Here is a 19,905-nt window from a genome sequence, read left to right on the forward strand (position 1 = left end):
CGGACTCGGCACCGACCGAATCAACTGGAACGGAGGTCGCCTGAAACAAGCCGATCCACAGGTATTGACAATTCCTCGTCCGACAAGTTCTGGCTGTGCTGTACCGGTATCCTCAGGGGGCCCGCGGGCGTGATGAAATTGGCAAACATGCCGGCTTTAGGTGCCGGTGCTCGTGAGAGTTTGTGGGTTCGAGTCCCACCGCCCGCACCATAGAGTGCTTGCTGCATTCATCGCGAGAGCGAACGGCCTGGTATGGGTCGATCGCTGCAGCGATCGACCCGCCGGCCTGTGTTTGGGCAGCTCTTGCATTGTTGAGGTGAATCCAAAGAGCTCTGTCTGCACTCAGAGCGGCGGGCCTTGAGTCGGTCGACTGGAGGGCGTGCGGCGATGCGCGGATCAGGCGTCGCTGCCGGAAGCGTCTGCAGACCCTGCATTAGGCGACTCGCACGGATCAGCCACCGTCGCCCCCGCGCCGCCGGAGTTCGATCGGGCGTTGGCCGTCGAAACTGCTTGGAGGATAGCCAGATTCGGCCAAGTGATCAGACACGGACAATCGCCGACCGCCGAATCGTTCAATCGCGGCGACGAAAAGCGTTGAGCCGCTTGGCGTTACCTGTGTCAGTGCTTCTTTGAATGCAAGACGCCGTCGGTCGACGCCTGACCGGTCTTGGCGCGCTTCTCGGCGCGTTTCTCTTTGAGCGACTTTCCGGTCTTCTTGGTCATGCTCTGTCGCGGAGATTTGTCAGACATGACAGCCCCTTTGTTCGGGGGCCTGTGCGGTCCCAATCACCTGACCCTACGCGCACCGCGGACGGCCACGCAATGCGCTCGAGCGCGCCGTGCCGTCATCGCCTGGTCCGAACGCTGCGTGAGCGCCCCATGGCGCCGTTTCGAAATGGGGCCTAGGCTGGTGGGACACGCACCCCAGGTGGCCGAGACCGGTGCCACGCGCGTCAACGGACCGGAATTCTTTTGCCCATCAGTGATATTGCCGCGTATGCCCGTCTGTCTCCGGCAGACGTCGAGGCGATCGGTCTTGAACTGGACACCGTTCGCGCCGACGTCGAGGAATCCCTCGGCGCGAAGGATGCGACCTATATCCGGCGCGCCATCGCGTTTCAACGGACTCTGGACGTCGTCGCTCGACTGCAGATTGCCGGGAGCCGATCCAGGATCGGTTGGGCGGTGGGGGTCGTGGCGTTGGCGTATGCGAAAGCCGTTGAGAATATGGAGATTGGGCACAACGTCAGCCACGGCCAATGGGACTGGATGAACGATCCGGAAATTCATTCGAACACTTGGGAGTGGGACATGATGGGGCCGTCCGCGCAGTGGCGGTACTCGCACAACTACCGCCATCACGTCTTCACCAACGTGGTCGGCGTGGATGACGATCTCGGGTTCGGAGTATTGCGGGTGACCCGTGATCAGCCGTGGAAGCCCTCGGATCTGTGGCAGCCTTTACGAAACCTGTTCTTGGCCTTGGTCTTCGAATTGGGAATCGCCCGCCATGGCTATCACTCCGAAGCGGAACGAGCAGGCAGCGAGGACGGCAGGCAGGCTGCGAAGGAGGCGATGCTGAGGAAGATCGCGCGGCAGACCGTCAAGGATTACGTCGTTCTGCCCGCGGTCAGCCTGCGCCGCTGGCGCCGAACGCTGACCGCCAACGCGACCGCCAACCTGCTGCGCAACCTCTGGTCGTATGTGGTGATCTTCTGCGGACATTTTCCCGACGGCGTGCAGACGTTCGCCCCGGAAGTCCTGAAGACCGAGACCGGAGCAGAGTGGTATCTGAGACAGATGCTGGGTGCCGCGAACTTCAAAGCTGGTCCGGTGCTGGCATTTTCGAGTGGAAACCTGTGCTACCAGATCGAGCATCACCTGTTTCCCGACTTGCCGAGCAATCGGTACGCGCAGATCAGTGTCCGGGTCCGTGACTTGTGCGAGAAGTACGACCTGCCCTACACCACCGGCTCGCTCATCTCTCAGTACCTACAGACCCTGCGGACCAACTTCCGGCTGGCGTTCCCGGACAGCGGCTGGGCCGCCATCCGCGGATAGCCGTCAGTGGTCGAAGACGGCCTTGATTTTGGTCCGCGCCTGTCCGGCGTCGGCTGCGTGATGCGCCTTTTGTTCGTCGAACGGACCGCGGTCTTCGATGCCGAAGCCGAAATAGCTCTTGGTGGCTTTCCAAGCGGTTTTGGTCCTTGTTGCGATATTCATGATCGTTCCCTCTGGTTCTCTTAGGTGATGAAGGACGGCGCATTGGCAGAATGCGTTATGCGCCTTCGGCTTTGGCTTTCGGCCGCCCAGACGGGCAGGTCGGCAAGTTGTTCGCCACGGTGATCCGGGGCGCTGCGAGATCACGTCGATGCTGTGGGCTCGACACAACTCAAGTTCTCGATAGGTGCCACACTACACCGTTTGAGCTGCAGGAATCTTCACCCCGGCCGTCGGGGCAGCCGTTTCGGGTGTAGCGTCGAACGGGTTGGGAACCAACCAGCCCGCCGGGCGTAGTCAAGTCAGCATCTTGCCGTTGAATTCCTCGAGCAGCCGCTCGCGCCGGACACATCGGTGACCTCTATGCGACGGGACTGCCGTGAAATCTCCACTCAGTATTCGGATATCCAGGTGCTGAATCCCGGACGTGCCGGCTCGCCAAGTTTCGGGATCCTCGGCACATTTCCACCCACGCGATGTGGCCTGGCCGCTTTCAGTGCGGCGCTGAGTCGCGGGTTGGCCGCCAACGGCGCCGACGTGAGCGTGGTGCGTGTTGCGGATGGGTGCTCTGCCAGCGATAGCCGTGTGGTCGGTGAACTGGTCAACGGATCGCCGGCGTCAGTCGCCGCGGCCGTGGACCTGCTCAGCAAGAGTGACGTCGCGGTGATCCAGCACGATTACGGAATCTATGGCGGCACTGACGGAGATGAGGTCGTGGAGATCATCGGCGGGCTGCGGGTGCCGTCGATCGTGGTCGCCCACACGGTTCCGAGGGATCCGACCCGGCGCCAGCGCTCCGTGCTGGAGGCGGTGATGACGCATGCTGACCAGGTAGTGGTGCTGTCCGAGGCCGCCAGGGCGCAACTGCGTCACGGGTTCGACGTCGATCAGCGGAAAGTCACCATGATCGCGCGTGGGGCGACCCTCCCCAGCGGCGTGCGCCCCGGTCGTGGTGGACGACCGACGCTGTTGACCTGGGGTCTGCTGGGGCCGGGCAAGGGCATCGAGCGGGTCATTGATGCGATGGATTCACTGCACCGCCTCAATGGCCGGCCGCGTTATCTCGTTGCCGGCCAGACCCATCCACGGGTGCTGGCGGCCGACGGCGAGGCCTACCGCGATGCCTGTACCGAGAGGGTCCAGCGCGCCGGCGTAGGGCACTCCGTGCATTTCGATGCCGGCTACCGCAACGGGTCGTCTCTGATCGAGCTCATGCTGTCCGCCGCGGCGGTGGTGCTGCCGTACGACTCCACCGATCAGACGACCTCTGGCGTCTTGGTCGACGCCATCGCCAGCGGCCGACCGGTGGTCGCGACGGCTTTCCCCCACGCCACTGAATTGCTGTCCACCGGGGCGGGGATCGTGGTGGGCCATGACGACCCCGAGGCGTTGCGGTCGGCTCTGCATGCAGTACTGACCCAGCCCAGATTGGCCGGCTCGATGGCCGCCGAGGCCCGGCGGTTGGCCCCGTCGATGACGTGGCCGATCATCGCCAGATCGTATCAAGCTGTGGCACAACATATTCTGAGCAGAAGGCCGGAGCGGATGTGGCTGGGGTAGTGCCGTACCCCAAGTTCGACCACCTGCTTGCGATGACCGATCGGCAGGGCACTTTCGCGTGTGCCTGTGGCGTAGAACCACGCCGCGAGAGTGGCTACTGCACCGACGATATGGCCAGGGTCCTGGTAGTGGCCAGCCGTGAGCCGGACGCCGGCGACGAAGTCCACGTGCTGGCCAAGTTGGCGGTGAAGTTCCTGAACGGCGCGCAATCATTCTCGGGTGGCTGCCGTAATCGGATGGACCGTAACGGCCACTGGGCTGACGATTTCGCTTTCGACGACTGCTGGGGTCGATGCCTGTGGAGCTTGGGCACGGCCGCCGCACACAGCGATCTCGGTTTGGTCCGTAGTCTGTCGGTGGTGCAGTTCGGGCGCTCTGTTCGTGGTCGCTCCACGCGGCCTCGGGCGATGGCATTCGCGGCACTCGGTGCCGCGGAGTTGCTCAAGGTCGATCCCGGCCATGTTGAGGCGCACCGGCTCATCGACGACTACGCCACAGGTGTTGCGGCGCCGGGTGATGATTCGGATTGGCCGTGGCCGGAGGCTCGCCTGACATGCGCAAACGCATTGCTACCCGAGGCGATGATCGCCGCCGGCGATGCGCGCGGGGATTCGGCGCTATGCCAGCGCGGACTGGACCTTCTGGAGTGGCTGATCGATTGCGAAACCATTGACGGGCGCCTGTCGGTGTGTCCTGTCGGCGGCTGGGCGGCCGAGGAAGCGCGGCCAGGCTTCGATCAGCAGCCGGTTGAAGTGGCGGCGCTTGCCGATGCCTGCGCCCGAGCCGCGGGCGTTGATGCCAGTGCCATCTGGCCCAATACCGTGCGGGCTGCTGCGGCGTGGTTCCAGGGCGTCAACGACGTCGGAGCTGTGATGTGGGATCCGGCAACCGGCGGCGGATTCAACGGATTGCACGCCGACGGCGCCAACCCCGATCAGGGCGCCGAGTCGACGCTCGCGGTGCTATCCACATTTCAGCAGGCGCACCGACTGATCGCCGTGACGCAATGACTTCCGCGCGGCGGGTGCTGGTCTTCCGGTGCGTTGATCAGTTGTCCGCGGTCGTTGCGCGCAACCGCACCATTCGCGTCGTTGAGCTCTCGTCCAACTCGACGACGTCGGTTCGCGAGCGCAGGAAATCGCTGAAAGACTTGAATCCCAAAGCTTTTTCGCTGAACGAGGGATCCATCCGCTTCATCTGTGCCTTGACCGCGGAGTTGTGCAGCCAGTCGACGTCGTCCTTCTCCAGCCCGATCTGCAACGCGCGGGTCAGCAGGGCACTGGCGGAAGTCTGCGGGTCTGGCGGTTCAGGCTCGTCGTTCTCGGTCTTGGCGGCGCGACGGGTGCGCTTCGGCGGCGCGGGTGCGGACGGGGTTTCCAGCGCCGGGACGCCGGGCAGCGCGTCGTAGGTGACGAACTCGTCGCACGCCGCGGCGAGTGCTCGGCTCGACGAGCCCGCCACGCCGATCCCGACTACATACCGGCCGAGGCGCTTGCAGCGCTGAGCCAGCGGAATGTAGTCGGAATCGCCCGCCGCGATGACGACGTGGGTGAGGTCGGGCAGCCGGAACATGTCTTCGACGGTGTCGACGGCCAGCCGGATGTCGGCGCCGTTCTTACCGTAGGCCGCGGCGGGGAACAGTTGTACGAGGTCGACGGCACGGCCGACGAGCTGCTGTCGGTAACCCGCGTTCACCTCGGCGGACCAGTCGGCATAGGCGCGGGTGAGTACCAGCGTGCCGAAGGACGAAGCGAAGTCGAGGACTGCCCCGACGTCGACGGTAGCCGTCGTCAATCGGTCGGGATCGAGTCCTTTGGCCTTGTCCTTCTGAAAAGAGTTGCGGCCGTGGACCTGGTCGTAGCGCGAGATGACGATGTTGTCGAAGTCCAGGTAGACCGCGACGCGGGTCGCGGCGGTGTCAGTCATCTGCCCAGTGTGGTGCATGGCATGCGGGAAGTGGCGGGGAACCCACTCGGCCGCCCATATTGAGCCCGGAATGCATAGCCTGTCGGGATGTTGACCGAACTGACCGCCCTCCCCGGCGGGTCTTGCCGCATGGGATCGCATGACTTCTACCCGGAGGAAGCGCCGGTGCATGAGGTGACGGTCGCGCCGTTCTCGATCGAACGGCACCCGGTCACCAACGCCCAGTTCGCCGACTTCGTGGCGGAGACGGGGCACGTGACGGTCGCCGAGCAAGAACTCGATCCGGCGCTGTTCCCGGGCGTCCCGGCCGACGACCTCGTCCCCGGCGCGCTGGTGTTCCAGCCGACGGCGGGCCCGGTGGACCTGCGGAACTGGCGGGCCTGGTGGACGTGGGTGCCCGGAGCGTGTTGGAAGCACCCGAAGGGGCCGGACTCATCCATCGAGGACCGGCTCGATCATCCGGTGGTGCAGGTCGCTTACCCCGACGCCGCGGCCTACGCCGCCTGGGCGGGTAGGCGGTTGCCGACCGAGGAACAGTGGGAGTACGCCGCCCGCGCCGGGGCGACGACGGTGTACGCCTGGGGTGACGAGGTCCGGCCCGACGGGCAGCTGATGGCCAATACCTGGCAGGGCCAGTTCCCGTATCGCAACGACGGCGCTCTCGGCTGGGCCGGCACTTCGCCGGTTGGCACGTTCCCGCCCAACGGTTTTGGCCTGTTCGACATGATCGGCAACGTGTGGGAATGGACCCGCACCCGCTACACGCCTCGGCACCAGCCGCGTCCCCAGGTGTCCGGTTGCTGTCCGCCGCCCAGCGGTGACCCGTCGGTGATGCAGACCCTCAAGGGCGGCTCGCACCTGTGCGCACCGGAATATTGCCATCGGTACCGGCCGGCGGCGCGGTCGTCGCAGTCGCAGGACAGTGCGACGTCGCACATCGGCTTCCGCTGCATCGCCGATTGAGGTGGCGAAAGCGGCCTCTAAACGCCGCCGCATAGTCCCTGGCCTAGGGCTTTACCTTCGATCGGGTGGCGTAACACGCTACGTATCGCCACCTGTGGTCATCGGTGGCACAGTGAGTTCATGACCCGCCGCCCGCACATCCCGCCGAAGGACTTTCCCCGTCCTGCGGCCCGGGAGTATGCGGGCACCCGCGCCGACGCGGCCCGGTGGGCGCGCGACGTGTTGCGTGGCCAGATCCTCGACGGCGTGTACGGCGGCCTGGCCGCGGCGCGCCCGATGTTGCCCCCGGAGAACGAGCTGGCCGCCGAATTGGGCGTGAGCCGCAACGCAATTCGTGAGGCGCTGGAACTCCTGCGAGGTGAGGGACTGATCACCCGTGTGCAGGGTGCCGGGACGTTCGTCACGGGTGCGAAGCTCAGCCAGCGGATCGACCGATTGGAAGGCCTCGCCGAATCGCTTGCCGGGCATCAACTTCCGGTGGAGAACACCGTGATGTCGGCACGTGAGTCGGTCGCCTCCCCGTTCGTCGCGGCGAAACTCCAAGTGGCCGAGGGCGCGCCGATACTCTTCATCGAGCGCCTGCGGTCGGTGGGCGGGGTGCCGCTGTCGCTGGACACCACGTCGCTGCGGATCGGGGCCATCCCGGTCGACGCCAATCTGGCCGACCAGGACGTCTTCTCGCTGATCGAGACCGAACTCGGGATGCGCCTGGGGTGGGCCGAGATCACCGTCGAATCGGTCTCAGCTGATGCCGACACTGCCAAGCTCCTGCAAATCCGTCCCGGCGCACCGCTTTTGCTGCTGCACCGGCTGACCCACCTCGAAGACGGCACCCCCTTCGACCTTGAAACCGTGCGGTACCGCGGCGACCGCTGTTCGTTGATCACCACCGCCGCACGAGACTCCGCGCCGCCGCCACCGTAGCCGGCACTTCAGCAGTCAATCACCCAATCCCCTTACCGATTAACACAATCGATAGAGAGGTAGTACAACCATGCCCGAACAACCCAACATCGTCTATTTTCACGTCGACAATCTCGGCATGGGGGAGCTCGGCTGTTACGGCGGCGGCATCCTGCGCGGGGCCGACACGGTCCGGATGGACGCCTTCGCGGCCGAGTCGCTCAAGCTGTCGCACTTTGTCGTCGAACCACAGTGCACGCCAACCCGTTCGGCGTTGATGACGGGCCGGTACCCGATCCGGTCCGGCAACCACACCATCGCGCTCGGCGGCAACGGCGGCGGCATCGTGGCGTGGGAACGTACCATGGGTGACATCCTGTCCGAAGCAGGTTATGCCACAGCCTGTTTCGGTAAGTGGCACATCGGTGCGGAGGACGGCCGCTGGCCGACCGATCACGGTTTCGACGAGTGGTACGGCCCGGCCCGCACCTACGACGAGTGCCTGTGGCCCGACGACCCCTGGTACAAAGCCGAGCGTGACGGCTACTCCTACATGTACGACGGCACCAAGGAAGGTGGCGTCACGACCACCGACCAGCAGCTGACGGTCAAGCTCAAGGGCGAGGTCGACGGCGAATACGACCGCCGGGCAAAAGCTTTCATGAAGCGCAGCGTCGATGCGGGCAAGCCGTTCTACCTGTACCACAACCACTCGCTGATGCACTTCCCGATGGAAGTCCGCCCGGAGTTCAAGGGCAAGAGCACCAACGGCAACTGGGGTGACTCGCTGCTGATGCTCGACCACGACTTCGGCAGCATCCTGGACTACCTCAAAGAGCTGGGCATCGAGGACAACACCATCGTGATCATGGCCGGCGACAACGGCGCCGAGGATCACCTGGCCGGCCGGGGTACCGCGGGCTTCTTCGACGGCTCCTACTTCAGCTCGGCCGAGGGCGGCATCCGGACACCGTGCCTCATCCGGTGGCCCGGTCATGTGCCGGTGCGGGAGAGCAACGAGATGGTGCACGTCACCGACATGTTCCCGACGCTGCTGCGCTGGGTGGGTTGCGACGTGCCCGACGACCGCATCATCGACGGCATCGATCAGCGTGAATTCTTCGGCGGGGCAGAGGAATCCAAGCGCGACGGCTGCATGGTCTGGCTCAACGAGGAGCTGCACGCGGTGAAGTGGTCGCAGTTCAAGATCAACTTCAAGCGGCAGCAGCACTTCCACGACCCGGAGATCCCGTTGGGCTTCGCCCGCATCACCAACCTCCTCGAGGACCCGAAGGAACGCGAGGCCGTCAACCAGACCTGGGTGCGGTGGTGGGTCATGCAACACGCCTACCGGTTCATCCAGGAATTCGAAGCCAGCGTCGAGACCGAACAACTCATCCCGGCCGGGGCGCCCATCGATTTCGTCCCCGAACGCAACCAGTAACACCAGCGGAGTACGGCCCCTGCACGTCAGGGGCCGTACTCGACTGTCGAAGGAGTGCAGCCGTGTCCAGCTATGGTGCCCAATCGATCACGATCCTCGAAGGGCTCGACGTCGTCCGGAAACGGCCCGGTATGTACATCGGGTCGACCAGCGAGCGCGGCCTGCATCACATGGTGTGGGAGGTGGTCGACAACGGCGTCGACGAAGCCATGGCCGGCCACGCCAGCCGCGTCGACGTCACACTCCTGCCCGATGGCGGCGTCGAGGTCAGCGACGACGGCCGCGGCATCCCGGTTGCCATGCACGCCACGGGAATTCCCACCGTCGACGTCGTGATGACCCAACTGCACGCCGGCGGCAAGTTCGACGGCGACTCCTATCAGGTGTCCGGTGGCCTGCATGGCGTCGGGGTCTCGGTGGTCAACGCGTTGTCGACACGGCTCGAGGTGTGCATAAACCGGGACGGGTACGAATGGTTCCAGCACTACGACCGCTCGGAGCCCGGCACTCTGCAGAAGGGCGAGCCGTCGACCCGCACCGGCACCACGGTCCGATTCTGGTCGGACCCAGAAATCTTCGAGACCACCGAGTACAACGCCGAGACCATTGCGCGGCGCCTGCAGGAGATGGCGTTCCTGAACAAGGGGCTCGTGCTGTCCCTGACCGACCGGCGCGTGCCCGACCCGGAGACCCGCGTCTTCCACCACCCGGGTGGGCTGATCGACTACGTCCGCCACATCAACCGGGTGAAAGAGCCCATCCAGCCGAGCATCATCGCGTTCGACGGCGCGGGGGACGGCCACGAGGTCGAGGTCGCGATGCAGTGGAACGCCGGCTACTCGGAGTCGGTGCACACCTTCGCGAACACCATCAACACCCACGAGGGTGGCACGCACGAGGAGGGTTTCCGCGCGGCGCTGACGAGCATGGTGAACAGGTACGCCAAAGACAAGAAACTGCTCAAGGAGAAAGACCCGAATCTCACCGGTGACGACATCCGGGAGGGCCTGGCCGCGATCATCTCCGTGAAGGTTGCCGAGCCGCAGTTCGAAGGGCAGACCAAGACCAAGCTCGGGAACGCGGCCGTCCGCTCGTTCGTGCAGAAGGTGTGCCATGAGGAGCTGACGCACTGGTTCGAGGCGAATCCGGCGGAGGCGAAGGTCATCGTCACCAAGGTGGCGTCGTCGGCGCAGGCCCGTGTCGCCGCGCGGAGGGCGCGCGAGCTGGTGCGCCGCAAGAGTGCGACCGACATCGGTGGCCTGCCGGGCAAGCTGGCGGACTGCCGTTCCACCGATCCGAGCAAGTCGGAACTGTATGTGGTGGAGGGTGATTCGGCCGGGGGCTCGGCCAAGAGTGGTCGGGATTCGATGTTCCAGGCGATCCTGCCGCTTCGCGGCAAGATCATCAACGTCGAGAAAGCACGCATCGACCGGGTATTGAAGAACACCGAGGTGCAGGCCATCATCACGGCGCTGGGCACCGGTATCCACGACGAGTTCGATCTGTCGAAGCTGCGGTATCACAAGATCGTGCTGATGGCCGACGCCGACGTCGATGGCCAGCACATCTCGACGCTGCTGCTGACGCTGCTGTTCCGCTTCATGCGACCACTCATCGAGCATGGTCATGTGTTTTTGGCGCAGCCGCCGCTGTACAAGCTGAAATGGCAACGCGGCGAACCGGAATTCGCGTACTCCGACCGGCACCGTGACGCGCTCCTGGATGCGGGGCTCACAGCAGGGAAGAAGATCAACAAGGATGACGGCATCCAGCGCTACAAGGGTCTGGGTGAGATGGACGCCAAGGAGCTGTGGGAGACCACGATGGATCCGTCCGTCCGGGTGCTGCGTCAGGTCACGCTCGACGACGCCGCGGCCGCCGACGAACTGTTCTCGATCCTGATGGGCGAGGACGTCGAAGCCCGCCGCAGCTTTATCGTGCGCAACGCCAAGGACATTCGCTTCCTCGACGTGTGATGCATCAGCCGAGTGGCATGAGATACATCAGCACCAGCACGCCCTCGGCGATCACCGCGAGTCCAACAGCAGGCAGGTACCGCATACCGGAGTACTGCCCGTGGGCCAGCTGTCGACGCCGGCTCGCCCCGATCCGGCACACCACGGCGGCGAGCACCGCGACGGCGGCCACAAGGACGATCCGTGTCGCGTTGTGGCCGACGCGGAAGGTATCGACGTTGCGCAGCAACACCAGAACTCCCGAGGTCGCGATCGCCAGCGCTGTCCGGTTCCAGGCCAGGGCTGTGCGTTCGGCCTGCAGCCCGCGATCCTGGGCGACCGTCATCGCACCGTGGCGCTGAGCGCCAGGACGACGGTGATCAGTCCGATCAGCGCCAGGCCGGTGGTCAGGAAGGTGGGAGCGGAGGCCTGCGGCAGCGGCTCGTCGTTGCGGATGGCCCGGTCCACCTGGCTCCAGCGCCGCAGTCCCGCGACCGCCGTCAACACGGCCATGATTCCGACGCCGACGCCCAGGACGTGCCGCAGGCCCGGGATGGCCAGCTCCGGCATGAACTGGACAACAGCCACCGCGGCGGCCATCAGTCCGAGCGACGTGCGCTGCCACGCCAGGAACGTGCGCTCATTGGCGAGGGTGAACCGGTAATCGGGCTCGATCGGGGTACGCGCGGCCGTCACGCTCGAAATGTCCATGGCTACAAGACTTTCCGAAAACTCTGTGTCGTGCCAGGGCGTCCGAGGTGGCGTAACAGAGTGTTAATTCGCGGTATCCGCGGCGCGGCGCAATCCGGTCGAATGGGCATCTGACCTGCGGTTTCCACCGTCGAAGATGGCGTAACTACCGCGCAACCTCAGATGACAGCGAGGTAACAGAAACGGTTGACCCTTGTGGACATGGACAAGCAACAGCGCACTGGCAGCCCGTGGCAGGCCCGCTCGGTTGCTCTGCTGACCGCACTCACGGTTGGTGGGGCCCAACTGCTGACGGGGTGCGGTCTGCTGTCGGAACCCACGGTCGTCGTCAACGTCGGCTATCAGTCGAAGACCATCAACACCGTTAACGCCGGCACCTTGCTGCGCGACCGCGGCGACTTCGAGAACCAGCTCAAAGAACTGGGCGCGGCCACCAACACGAAGTACCGAGTGGTGTGGCAGGACTTCGCGTCCGGTGCGCCGCTGACGGCGCAGATGATCGCCACCCACGTCGACATCGGTTCGATGGGCGACTACCCGCTGCTGACCAACGGCTCCAAGACCCGCAAATACGATGACGCGGCAACGGAATTGGTCGCCACCACCGGCTACAACCTGCGCGGATCGCTGAACCAGGTGGTGGTGCGGTCGGACTCGTCGGCGCGCACCCTCGCCGACCTGAGCGGTAAGAAGGTGTCCACCAGCCTCGGCTCGGCCGGCGACGGCATGTTGTCGACCGCGGTGCAAACCGTTGGCGTCAGCAAGGACTCGCTGCACGTCGTCAACCAGGATCCGTCGGTCGGCGCGTCGTCCATCGACGGCGGTCAGGTCGACGCCCTGGCGCAGTTCGTGCCGTGGCCGCAGCTGGTGATCTACCGCAACCAGGGCCGGCTGCTCTACGACGGCGGCGACAACAACGTGCCGACCTTCCACGGCGTCGTCGCGCGCCGGCAGTTCGTCGACGGCCATCCCGAGGTGATGGCGGCGTTCCTGCGGGCCATGAAGAGCACCACCGACGAGATCGTCGCGCATCCGCTCAAGTCGGCTCTGCGGGTCAGCGCGCTCACCGGGATCGAGCCCGAGGTGATCTATCTGTACAACGGCCCCAACGGCTTCGTGAGTTTCGATATGACACTCAAGGACCAGGTGCTCGCGGCATTCAAGCCGATCAAGGCCTACCTGGTCGGACGCGGCGCGGTGACAAAGGATTTCGACGTGCCCAAATTCGTCAACGACGGATACCTGCGGCAGCTGTTCGGACCCGACTACGCGCAGCGGCAGGCCAGCGTGGCCAATCCGATGACGCTCACCGGTTTCGATGAGGTCTGCGGACTACCGGTCAACGACGCGGCGCAGGCCTCCGAAGTGTGGGCATCCGGCAGCACCACCGCGGTCTCGGCCACCCCGAGCTGCCTGCTGCGCCGGCTGGCCGCGACACCGCACGTCCGGGCCGCCTACGTGCCCGACACGTTGACCGGGCTGCGCATCTTCGCCGATCACGCTGTCTGGCTCGACGATCCGGATGCACCGCCGACCCAGCGGTACAAGCCGTTCGCCACCGCCGCCGGTGCGGACACTTACCGGACCACCCACCCACAAGCAGCCGCCATCGGCTACACCGCCGCCATCGGCCAATCCCGCACCGCGGGCTGATCACACCAGCAGGAGAGAAAGGAAACGCATGACCGAGCTCATGACCAGACCCACGTTGGCCGTCCCTCGCCTGTGGTCGCCGGCGAACCGGACCGGAAAACCGATGCGGCACAAGATGACTGCTCTGCTGTCGACGTCCGCCGCACGCCGGGTGCCGGCGCTGCTGCTGCCGCTGATCCCGATCGCCGTCTTCCTGACGCTGTGGCATCTGCTGACGGCCCACAACGTCGTCGCCTGGCTGCGCTTCAACCGGATGCCGGCACCGGAGGCCGTGTTCCACACGCTGCTGACGCGGGCCAGCTCGGGCGGCTTCTACGACGACCTGCTGGCAAGCCTGCAGCGCATCCTGCTGGGCTTCGGCCTGGCCGCGGTGGTCGGCATCGGGTTGGGCGTGCTGATCGGCCGCTCGGAGATCGCCCGAATGACGTTGCGGCCGTTCATCGAATTGATCCGGCCCATCCCGGCGATCGCGCTGGTGCCGCTTACCATCCTGCTGTTCCCGTCCAGCGAGCAGGGCATCGTCTTCATCACGTTCTTCGCCGCGTTCTTCCCGGTGGTGGTCAGCACCATCCACGCCATGGACTCGATGCCGAAGGTGTGGGAGGAAGCCGCGCAGACCATGGGTGCGGGACGAATGTCGTTGTTGCTCCACGTGATCATCCCGGGTGCGCTGCCGGGGATTTTCGCCGGACTCTCGGTGGCGATGGGTGTGGCGTGGATCTGCGTGGTGAGCGCGGAGATGATCTCGGGCCAGTACGGCATCGGCTACTACACCTGGCAGGCCTACGGGTTGCTCGATTACGCCGGCGTGGTGGTCGGCATGATCTCCATCGGTGCGCTGGGCCTCGGCACCGCGTGGCTGGTGGAGCGCGTCGGACGGCGGGTCAACCGCTGGCTGCCGAGGGCCGCCCGATGAGCGCCGGCGCTGTCGATCTGCAGCAGCTGCAACTGGGCTTCAACGGTGTCGTCGCGGCCAACATCAGCCTGGCCATCGAGGGCGGCGAAGTGGTCGTCTTCCTCGGGCCGTCCGGCTGCGGCAAGTCGACCATCCTGCGGGCGCTGGCCGGGCTGCTCAAGCCCATGGGCGGCACTGCCACTGTGGACGGCGCACCCGTCACCGGCAATGCGGCACAGTGCGCCATGGTGTTTCAGGAGGATGCGCTGTTCCCGTGGCGCAGCGCGCTCAAGAACGTCGAGTTCCCGCTCAAGCTCCGTGGCGTGCGCGGCAAGGAGCTCAAGGAGACGGCGACGGCGCGGCTCGAGCAGGTCGGCCTCGGTGCTTACCTGCACCATCTGCCGAGTCAGCTGTCGGGTGGCATGCGGCAGCGGGTGCAGCTGGCCCGCACCCTGGCCTGCAAGCCGCGGGTCATGTTGATGGACGAGCCGTTCGGCGCCCTCGATGCGCAGACGCGGCTGGAGATGCAGCAGTTGCTGATGTCGGTGTGGGAGCAACATAAGATGACGCTGCTGTTCGTCACCCATGACGTCGACGAGGCGCTGCTGCTGGCCGACCGGGTCGTCCTGCTCAGCCACCGGCCCGCCACCGTCGCCGACGTCATCACCATCGAGCAACCCCGCACCCCCGAGGCGCAATTCGAGGAGTCCTACCAGCGGCGCCGCCGCGACATCCTGGACTTCCTCGGTCATCGCCCGGCCGCCTGACCAAACTGGCTTCCCGCCAAGGAGATTCGATGAGCATCACCCTGCCTGGGTTCCGCGCGCCCGCATCCCGCCCCGAGCGACCGTCGCTGCTGTCACCCGCCGTGCTGCGCACCGAGGTGCTGGCCGGTCTGGTCGTCGGGCTGGCGCTGATCCCGGAGGCCATCGCCTTCTCCGTCATCGCGGGCGTCGATCCTCGCGTCGGGCTGTTCTCGTCGGTGACGATGGCCATCACCATCGCGTTCGCCGGGGGACGCCCGGCCATGGTGTCGGCCGCGACGGCGGCGGTGGCACTGGTCGTGGCGCCGGTGGCCCACGAACACGGCGTCGGGTACCTGGTGGCCACCATCGCTTTGGCCGGGGTGATCCAGATGCTGCTGGCGTTCCTCGGAGTCGCCAAGCTGATGCGGTTCATCCCGCGCAGCGTGATGGTCGGCTTCGTCAACGCGCTCGCGATCCTGGTGTTCGTCGCCCAGCTCCGGCATCTGATCGACGTGCCGTGGCTGGTGTATCCGCTCACCGCGGCGGGCATCGCGATCATGGTGCTGCTGCCCAAGCTGACCACCGCGGTGCCGCCGCCGCTGGTCGTGGTGCTGGTGCTGACGGTCGCCGTCGTGGCCTTCGGGTGGCACGTACCCAACGTGGGAGATCAAGGGGCCCTGCCGGATTCGCTGCCGCTGCCCGGCATTCCGGATATTCCATTCACCGTGCAGACGCTGCAGATCATCGCGCCGTACGCGGTGGGCGCAGCGCTGGTCGGGCTGCTCGAATCGTTGATGACGGCCAAGCTCGTCGACGACATCACCGACACTCCGTCGAACAAGACCCGCGAGGCGTGCGGGCAGGGCATCGCCAACGTGGTGACGGCGCTGTTCGGCGGCATGGGTGGTTGCGCGGTGGTGGGGCAGACGATGATGAACGTCAAGATCGCCGGCGCCCGGACGCGGCTCTCGACGCTGCTGACCGGGGTGTTCGTGTTGATCCTCGTGCTGGCCCTCGGGGACCTGGTCGGACGGATTCCGATGGCGGCCCTGGTCGCGGTGATGATCGTGGTGTCCGTGGCCACCTTCGACTGGCACAGCGTGGCGCCGCGGACACTGAAAGTGTTGCCGCGCAGCGAAACTCTTGTGATGGTCATCACGGTGTGCGCGACGGTCGCCACCGGAAACCTGGCGATCGGCGTCGCGCTCGGGGTGCTGGCCGCGATGGTGGCGTTCGCCCGCCGGGTCGCGCATTTCACGTCGGTGTCGGTGGTGGAACCGGGGATATACCGGGTGAGCGGCGACCTGTTCTTCGTCTCGAGCAATGACCTGATTCATCAGTTCGACTACGCGGGTGACCCCGCCGACGTCGTCGTGGACTTGTCGGGCACCGCGGTGTGGGATGCCTCGTCGGTGGCGACGCTGGATGCCATCCGGGTGAAGTACGCGTCGCGAGGAAAGGCGGTGCGGTTCGTCGGGCTTGATGACGCGAGCGCGGACCGGCTGAACCGGTTGTCGGGGCGCCTCGGGATTTAGCGGCGGCGGGTTGCGACGTTGCGCCATGATGGAGGCGTGAACGTGAACTGGCGAGGTGTCCTCGGTGTCGTGGTCGGGCTGCTCATCGGACTGCTCATGGGCGGACCGATCGCGGGCCAGGCGCACGCCGCCGCTGCCACGCCTGCCGGTGATGTCATCTCCATCGGTGACCCCAACGCGCTCGGGCAGATCGACCTCTACCTCGATCCCATCTGCCCCTTCAGCGGCAAGCTGATCCGGTCCGACGGCGACGAACTGGGGCGGCGCATCGATAACGGCGCGCTGCGGGTGAACGTGCGATTCGTGAACTTCCTCGAAAAGTATTCGGCCAGTGGCACATACGACCGGCGCGCGATCTACGCGGCCTTCGTCACGGCCGGCGAGTCGAAGTCGAGTGACGTCGCATGGCGCTTCATCCAGCAGATTTTCGCGAAGGAGCACCAGCCGCGTGAGGGCGGCGACACGGACCTGAACAACGACCAGCTGGCTGAGCTGGCGGGCCGGGCGGGGGCGCCGCAGTCGGCGCAGGACCTGATCCGGCTCGGCCTGCCCGTCGGCTACGACTCTCGCGTCATCGCGGCCAACAACCTCAAACTCCTGCACGAGTTCCCGGAGCCGGGCGTGCCGCTGGTGGTCATCGATCGACAGGTCATCAACGACGAGGAGTGGCTGAGCCGGCTTCCGGCCTGACCCGTCGAGGACGGCCCCCGACTTGCTCGGATCGCGCGGCCGGGGCACGGGGTCGTCCCGGCTTCCTGCCTCGAGCGTGGCGCTTGGCATGGTCCGTCGCGGCATGGCATCTCGGCAGGCGACACGTTCGGCGTAGCGCCTGCCGGTTCGACCAGGTCGCTATGGCGTCGGTTCTTGTCCCCTGATCGGGGGACAGGAGTTTCACCCGGCGGAGGGGCCGGTCGGCGGATACAGCTCGACTGCTGTGCGCGGCATTCTTGGTTCAACACCGGAACACACCGGAAAGAACTTGAAAAGCCTTCCCGCACAAAGGAGTCGACATGAATATCACCCGCCGCATCGCCGCCGGATTCGCCCTCGCCGCCGCGCCCACCGTCATCTTTCTGGGCGCCGCCACCGCGCACGCCGACGTCACGACCGCGAGCAGCCCCGTCGGCACGCACCACGCGTTCCCGCACCAGCAGAACGCCCCGCAGCCGGGCAGCCCGGTGCATCACCACCACCAGCACAACCACCGCTGAGACTTTCCGTCACCGCTGAGGCCGCCCCTGTCATCGCGACGGGGCGGCCTTACGCACTGGGGCTGACCGCCCTGCCGAGGAACGCGAGCAGCTTGGTGGTGCGCGAACAACCCGCCGGCGCGGGTTGCTCCGGACCGAACGCACCCGGACGCCGGAGCATCTGTTCCGGCACCGAGTGGACCAGCCCTTCGGCCAGGGTGAGCAGGTCGTCGGGCAGCTCGATCGACTCGCCGAGGGACTGGCGCAGATCCCACGTGTGCAGAGCCAGATCGGCGATCGGGAACAGCAGCGCCCGGCGCAGGGGGACCTCGCCCTGCGGGGACTTGCGCGGCGCATCCAGATCCGCGTTAGGCAGCGCGTCGCGAAGGCGAATGCCCAACGCGCTCAGTTGATCTGCCGGGTTGTCGTACATCCAGTCCGACGGTTCAGAAGGACCGTCCCACAGCTCGCCGTCCTCGGCGAGCACGATGATTCGGGTGGCGCTGCCCGTCGCGTGCGCCACCAACTCACGCAGCGTCCAGTCCTGCAGAATCGACGGGTCGTCCCAGCGGTCGGCGGGGACGTCACGGACGGCAGCGGTGAGCAGGTCGAGGGCCTCGACAGCCAACCCGCCAAGCTCGGGAGTCGTGTCTTCGCTCATAAGGGCCACGGTACGAGCAGGCACCGACATCGGTCGACGAATCGGGGGAGCCGGTTCGCTAATTGGCCTGTTCAGGCCCCGTCCCCGTACCCTTCCACGGTGACCGCGATCGATCCTGACCAGCTCAGCACCTGCCTGAAGGTGCTGTCTGAGGTGAGCGGGCTGCCGCCCGAGCATCCCGACGCCGTCGCTGTACGCCAGGCCACCGCGAAGATGTTCAAGGAGCTGAAGAAGGAGCGCAGGGCCGCCGCACGCGACCGGATTGCGGCCGCTGATCGCGCGGTCATCGCCGCGACCGCCACGGGTGCGCCGGGACGGATCGACGACGAGACGCAGGGTCTGCCGTTGGTGTCCACCGCAGTCGGCGCCTCGGCGGGCACGCTGCTGCGCTCACAGCACTGCTACATCTGCAAGAACCACTTCACGGTGGTCGACGCCTTCTACCACCAGCTGTGCCCCAACTGCGCCGCTTTCAACCGGGCCAAGCGCGACGCCCGCACCGACCTGACCGGTCGTACCGCGTTGCTCACTGGTGGCCGCGCCAAGATCGGCATGTACATCGCGCTGCGGCTGTTGCGCGACGGCGCGCACACCACGATCACCACCCGCTTCCCCAACGACGCGGTGCGGCGCTTCGCCGCGATGGAGGACAGCGCCGACTGGCGGCACCGGCTGCGGGTCGTGGGGATCGACCTGCGGGACCCGGCCCAGGTGGTCGCGCTGGCCGACGAGGTGGCCGCGCAAGGGCCGCTGGACATCCTGATCAACAATGCCGCGCAGACGGTGCGCCGCCCGCCGGGCTCGTACGCCGCGCTGGTGGAGGCCGAGCGCACCCCGCCGCCCGAGCTGGTGGACGTCATCACCTTCGACCATGTCAGTGACGCGCATCCGCACGCCCTGGCCGGCAGTCTCGGTGAGCACCCGGCCCCGCACGCCCTGACCGAGCTTGCGCTGCAAGCGCGTAGCGCATCGCCGGAGCGGATCGCCGCCGGCCTCGCGATCGACGCGGGCGGGTTGTTGCCGGATACCGCGTCGATCAACAGCTGGACCCAACGCGTGCACGAGGTCGATGCGATGGAGCTCCTCGAGGTGCAGTTGTGCAACCAGACGGCGCCGTTCATTCTGGTGAGCCGGCTGCGCCCGGCTATGGCCGCCTCGTCCGCCCGGCGCAAGTACGTGGTGAACGTGTCGGCGATGGAAGGCCAGTTCAGCCGCGGCTACAAGGGGCCCGGGCATCCGCACACCAACATGGCCAAGGCCGCGCTGAACATGCTGACCCGCACCAGTGCGGGCGAGATGCTGGAGCAGGACGGCATTCTCATGACCGCCGTCGACACCGGCTGGATCACTGACGAACGCCCGCATCCCACCAAGCTGCGGCTGGCCGAGGAAGGCTTCCACGCGCCGCTGGATCTGGTGGATGGTGCTGCGCGCGTGTATGACCCGATTGTGCGCGGGGAATTGGGCGAGGACCTCTACGGGTGCTTCTTGAAGGATTACGCGAAGAGTCCTTGGTAGGTCCGTGACGTTCGTGGGCTTCCAA

Annotated in this window: 20 protein-coding genes and 1 tRNA gene; 15 read left to right on the forward strand and 6 right to left on the reverse strand. The window is 66.1% G+C overall.

From position 1 onward, the window contains the following. Positions 1-123: 123 nt before the first annotated feature. A tRNA-Leu gene (locus tag ACJH6H_RS21165) sits at positions 124-210 on the forward strand. Positions 211-618: 408 nt separating this feature from the next. Here ACJH6H_RS21165 and ACJH6H_RS21170 read toward each other — a convergent pair. Next, the gene (locus ACJH6H_RS21170; RefSeq protein WP_110784233.1) at positions 619-750 is read right to left on the reverse strand and encodes a hypothetical protein; all 132 of its coding nucleotides are present in this window, start codon (positions 748-750) and stop codon (positions 619-621) included. 222 nt (positions 751-972) lie between these two features. Here ACJH6H_RS21170 and ACJH6H_RS21175 point away from each other — a divergent pair, with 222 nt between their 5' ends. Continuing rightward, on the forward strand, positions 973-2,061 hold the full coding sequence (locus tag ACJH6H_RS21175; protein ID WP_406775737.1) for a fatty acid desaturase family protein: 1,089 nt from the start codon (positions 973-975) through the stop codon (positions 2,059-2,061). 3 nt (positions 2,062-2,064) lie between these two features. On the opposite strand, the gene ACJH6H_RS21180 is transcribed toward ACJH6H_RS21175, so the two are convergent. Further along, positions 2,065-2,223, reverse strand: a complete 159-nt coding sequence (locus ACJH6H_RS21180) for a hypothetical protein (RefSeq protein ID WP_406775738.1) — start codon at positions 2,221-2,223, stop codon at positions 2,065-2,067. A gap of 411 nt (positions 2,224-2,634) precedes the next feature. Here ACJH6H_RS21180 and ACJH6H_RS21185 point away from each other — a divergent pair, with 411 nt between their 5' ends. Both ACJH6H_RS21185 and ACJH6H_RS21190 read left to right on the forward strand, forming a co-directional pair. Continuing rightward, positions 2,635-3,780 (forward strand): glycosyltransferase, encoded by a 1,146-nt coding sequence (locus tag ACJH6H_RS21185; RefSeq protein ID WP_234785414.1) that lies wholly within the window; start codon positions 2,635-2,637, stop codon positions 3,778-3,780. Next, positions 3,768-4,790, forward strand: a complete 1,023-nt coding sequence (locus ACJH6H_RS21190) for a hypothetical protein (protein ID WP_061007265.1) — start codon at positions 3,768-3,770, stop codon at positions 4,788-4,790. Before ACJH6H_RS21185 ends, ACJH6H_RS21190 begins: the two co-directional genes overlap by 13 nt. Before the next feature lie 37 nt (positions 4,791-4,827). On the opposite strand, the gene ACJH6H_RS21195 is transcribed toward ACJH6H_RS21190, so the two are convergent. After that, the gene (locus tag ACJH6H_RS21195) at positions 4,828-5,706 is read right to left on the reverse strand and encodes an NYN domain-containing protein (RefSeq protein ID WP_406775739.1); all 879 of its coding nucleotides are present in this window, start codon (positions 5,704-5,706) and stop codon (positions 4,828-4,830) included. 87 nt (positions 5,707-5,793) lie between these two features. Here ACJH6H_RS21195 and ACJH6H_RS21200 point away from each other — a divergent pair, with 87 nt between their 5' ends. The 4 genes from ACJH6H_RS21200 (at position 5,794) to gyrB (ending at position 10,992) form a co-directional block, all read left to right on the forward strand. Beyond that, the gene (locus ACJH6H_RS21200) at positions 5,794-6,669 is read left to right on the forward strand and encodes a formylglycine-generating enzyme family protein (RefSeq protein WP_406775740.1); all 876 of its coding nucleotides are present in this window, start codon (positions 5,794-5,796) and stop codon (positions 6,667-6,669) included. Positions 6,670-6,888: 219 nt separating this feature from the next. Next, entirely contained in the window at positions 6,889-7,593 is a 705-nt protein-coding gene (locus ACJH6H_RS21205; protein ID WP_061007295.1) for a GntR family transcriptional regulator, read from the forward strand. Positions 7,594-7,663: 70 nt separating this feature from the next. Further along, positions 7,664-9,016, forward strand: a complete 1,353-nt coding sequence (locus ACJH6H_RS21210) for an arylsulfatase (RefSeq protein WP_406775741.1) — start codon at positions 7,664-7,666, stop codon at positions 9,014-9,016. A 62-nt stretch (positions 9,017-9,078) separates the two neighbouring features. Further along, a complete protein-coding gene (gene gyrB / locus ACJH6H_RS21215) occupies positions 9,079-10,992 on the forward strand; it encodes a DNA topoisomerase (ATP-hydrolyzing) subunit B (RefSeq protein ID WP_406775742.1) in 1,914 nt (637 codons plus the stop codon). 4 nt (positions 10,993-10,996) lie between these two features. Here the strand turns inward: gyrB and ACJH6H_RS21220 are convergent, their stop codons facing one another. Together ACJH6H_RS21220 and ACJH6H_RS21225 are read right to left on the reverse strand one after the other, a co-directional pair. Continuing rightward, complete coding sequence (locus ACJH6H_RS21220; RefSeq protein WP_064857928.1) at positions 10,997-11,317, reverse strand: DUF202 domain-containing protein; 321 nt, start codon at positions 11,315-11,317, stop codon at positions 10,997-10,999. Further along, on the reverse strand, positions 11,314-11,682 hold the full coding sequence (locus tag ACJH6H_RS21225) for a YidH family protein (protein WP_061007259.1): 369 nt from the start codon (positions 11,680-11,682) through the stop codon (positions 11,314-11,316). The genes ACJH6H_RS21220 and ACJH6H_RS21225 overlap by 4 nt, the downstream gene beginning before the upstream one ends. A gap of 201 nt (positions 11,683-11,883) precedes the next feature. Here ACJH6H_RS21225 and ACJH6H_RS21230 point away from each other — a divergent pair, with 201 nt between their 5' ends. The 6 genes from ACJH6H_RS21230 (at position 11,884) to ACJH6H_RS21255 (ending at position 17,722) form a co-directional block, all read left to right on the forward strand. Then, positions 11,884-13,335 (forward strand): ABC transporter substrate-binding protein, encoded by a 1,452-nt coding sequence (locus ACJH6H_RS21230; RefSeq protein ID WP_064857943.1) that lies wholly within the window; start codon positions 11,884-11,886, stop codon positions 13,333-13,335. A gap of 28 nt (positions 13,336-13,363) precedes the next feature. Next, positions 13,364-14,251: an ABC transporter permease gene (locus ACJH6H_RS21235; protein WP_110766992.1), complete on the forward strand. Its 888-nt coding sequence runs from the start codon at positions 13,364-13,366 to the stop codon at positions 14,249-14,251. After that, a complete protein-coding gene (locus ACJH6H_RS21240; RefSeq protein ID WP_061007257.1) occupies positions 14,248-14,997 on the forward strand; it encodes an ABC transporter ATP-binding protein in 750 nt (249 codons plus the stop codon). The genes ACJH6H_RS21235 and ACJH6H_RS21240 overlap by 4 nt, the downstream gene beginning before the upstream one ends. Positions 14,998-15,026: 29 nt before the next feature. Then, complete coding sequence (locus tag ACJH6H_RS21245) at positions 15,027-16,511, forward strand: SulP family inorganic anion transporter (RefSeq protein ID WP_406775743.1); 1,485 nt, start codon at positions 15,027-15,029, stop codon at positions 16,509-16,511. Positions 16,512-16,607: 96 nt separating this feature from the next. Continuing rightward, the gene (locus ACJH6H_RS21250) at positions 16,608-17,201 is read left to right on the forward strand and encodes a DsbA family protein (protein ID WP_406775767.1); all 594 of its coding nucleotides are present in this window, start codon (positions 16,608-16,610) and stop codon (positions 17,199-17,201) included. 320 nt (positions 17,202-17,521) lie between these two features. After that, positions 17,522-17,722 carry a hypothetical protein gene (locus ACJH6H_RS21255; protein WP_406775744.1) on the forward strand — a complete coding sequence of 67 codons (201 nt, stop codon included), beginning with the start codon at positions 17,522-17,524 and terminating at the stop codon, positions 17,720-17,722. Positions 17,723-17,771: 49 nt separating this feature from the next. Here ACJH6H_RS21255 and ACJH6H_RS21260 read toward each other — a convergent pair whose 3' ends face one another. After that, positions 17,772-18,362 carry a TIGR03086 family metal-binding protein gene (locus ACJH6H_RS21260; protein WP_406775745.1) on the reverse strand — a complete coding sequence of 197 codons (591 nt, stop codon included), beginning with the start codon at positions 18,360-18,362 and terminating at the stop codon, positions 17,772-17,774. A gap of 99 nt (positions 18,363-18,461) precedes the next feature. Between ACJH6H_RS21260 and ACJH6H_RS21265 the strand changes: the two genes are divergently transcribed. Beyond that, positions 18,462-19,880: an SDR family NAD(P)-dependent oxidoreductase gene (locus ACJH6H_RS21265; protein WP_406775746.1), complete on the forward strand. Its 1,419-nt coding sequence runs from the start codon at positions 18,462-18,464 to the stop codon at positions 19,878-19,880. The last annotated feature ends 25 nt before the right edge of the window (positions 19,881-19,905 follow it).

Source organism: Mycobacterium sp. SMC-21, from assembly GCF_045310825.1.
Classification (GTDB): Bacteria; Actinomycetota; Actinomycetes; order Mycobacteriales; family Mycobacteriaceae; genus Mycobacterium.

Excerpts from the sequence above, each read along its gene's own strand:
- ACJH6H_RS21250 (WP_406775767.1), top strand. The coding sequence starts at position 16,608 with ATGGGCGGACCGATCGCGGGCCAGGCGCACGCCGCCGCTGCCACGCCT.
- ACJH6H_RS21245 (WP_406775743.1), top strand. The coding sequence starts at position 15,027 with ATGAGCATCACCCTGCCTGGGTTCCGCGCGCCCGCATCCCGCCCCGAG.
- ACJH6H_RS21170 (WP_110784233.1), bottom strand. The coding sequence starts at position 750 with ATGTCTGACAAATCTCCGCGACAGAGCATGACCAAGAAGACCGGAAAG.
- ACJH6H_RS21230 (WP_064857943.1), top strand. The coding sequence starts at position 11,884 with ATGGACAAGCAACAGCGCACTGGCAGCCCGTGGCAGGCCCGCTCGGTT.
- ACJH6H_RS21235 (WP_110766992.1), top strand. The coding sequence starts at position 13,364 with ATGACCGAGCTCATGACCAGACCCACGTTGGCCGTCCCTCGCCTGTGG.
- ACJH6H_RS21255 (WP_406775744.1), top strand. The coding sequence starts at position 17,522 with ATGAATATCACCCGCCGCATCGCCGCCGGATTCGCCCTCGCCGCCGCG.
- ACJH6H_RS21225 (WP_061007259.1), bottom strand. The coding sequence starts at position 11,682 with ATGGACATTTCGAGCGTGACGGCCGCGCGTACCCCGATCGAGCCCGAT.
- ACJH6H_RS21200 (WP_406775740.1), top strand. The coding sequence starts at position 5,794 with ATGTTGACCGAACTGACCGCCCTCCCCGGCGGGTCTTGCCGCATGGGA.
- ACJH6H_RS21180 (WP_406775738.1), bottom strand. The coding sequence starts at position 2,223 with ATGAATATCGCAACAAGGACCAAAACCGCTTGGAAAGCCACCAAGAGC.
- ACJH6H_RS21195 (WP_406775739.1), bottom strand. The coding sequence starts at position 5,706 with ATGACTGACACCGCCGCGACCCGCGTCGCGGTCTACCTGGACTTCGAC.
- ACJH6H_RS21210 (WP_406775741.1), top strand. The coding sequence starts at position 7,664 with ATGCCCGAACAACCCAACATCGTCTATTTTCACGTCGACAATCTCGGC.
- ACJH6H_RS21260 (WP_406775745.1), bottom strand. The coding sequence starts at position 18,362 with ATGAGCGAAGACACGACTCCCGAGCTTGGCGGGTTGGCTGTCGAGGCC.
- ACJH6H_RS21220 (WP_064857928.1), bottom strand. The coding sequence starts at position 11,317 with ATGACGGTCGCCCAGGATCGCGGGCTGCAGGCCGAACGCACAGCCCTG.
- ACJH6H_RS21240 (WP_061007257.1), top strand. The coding sequence starts at position 14,248 with ATGAGCGCCGGCGCTGTCGATCTGCAGCAGCTGCAACTGGGCTTCAAC.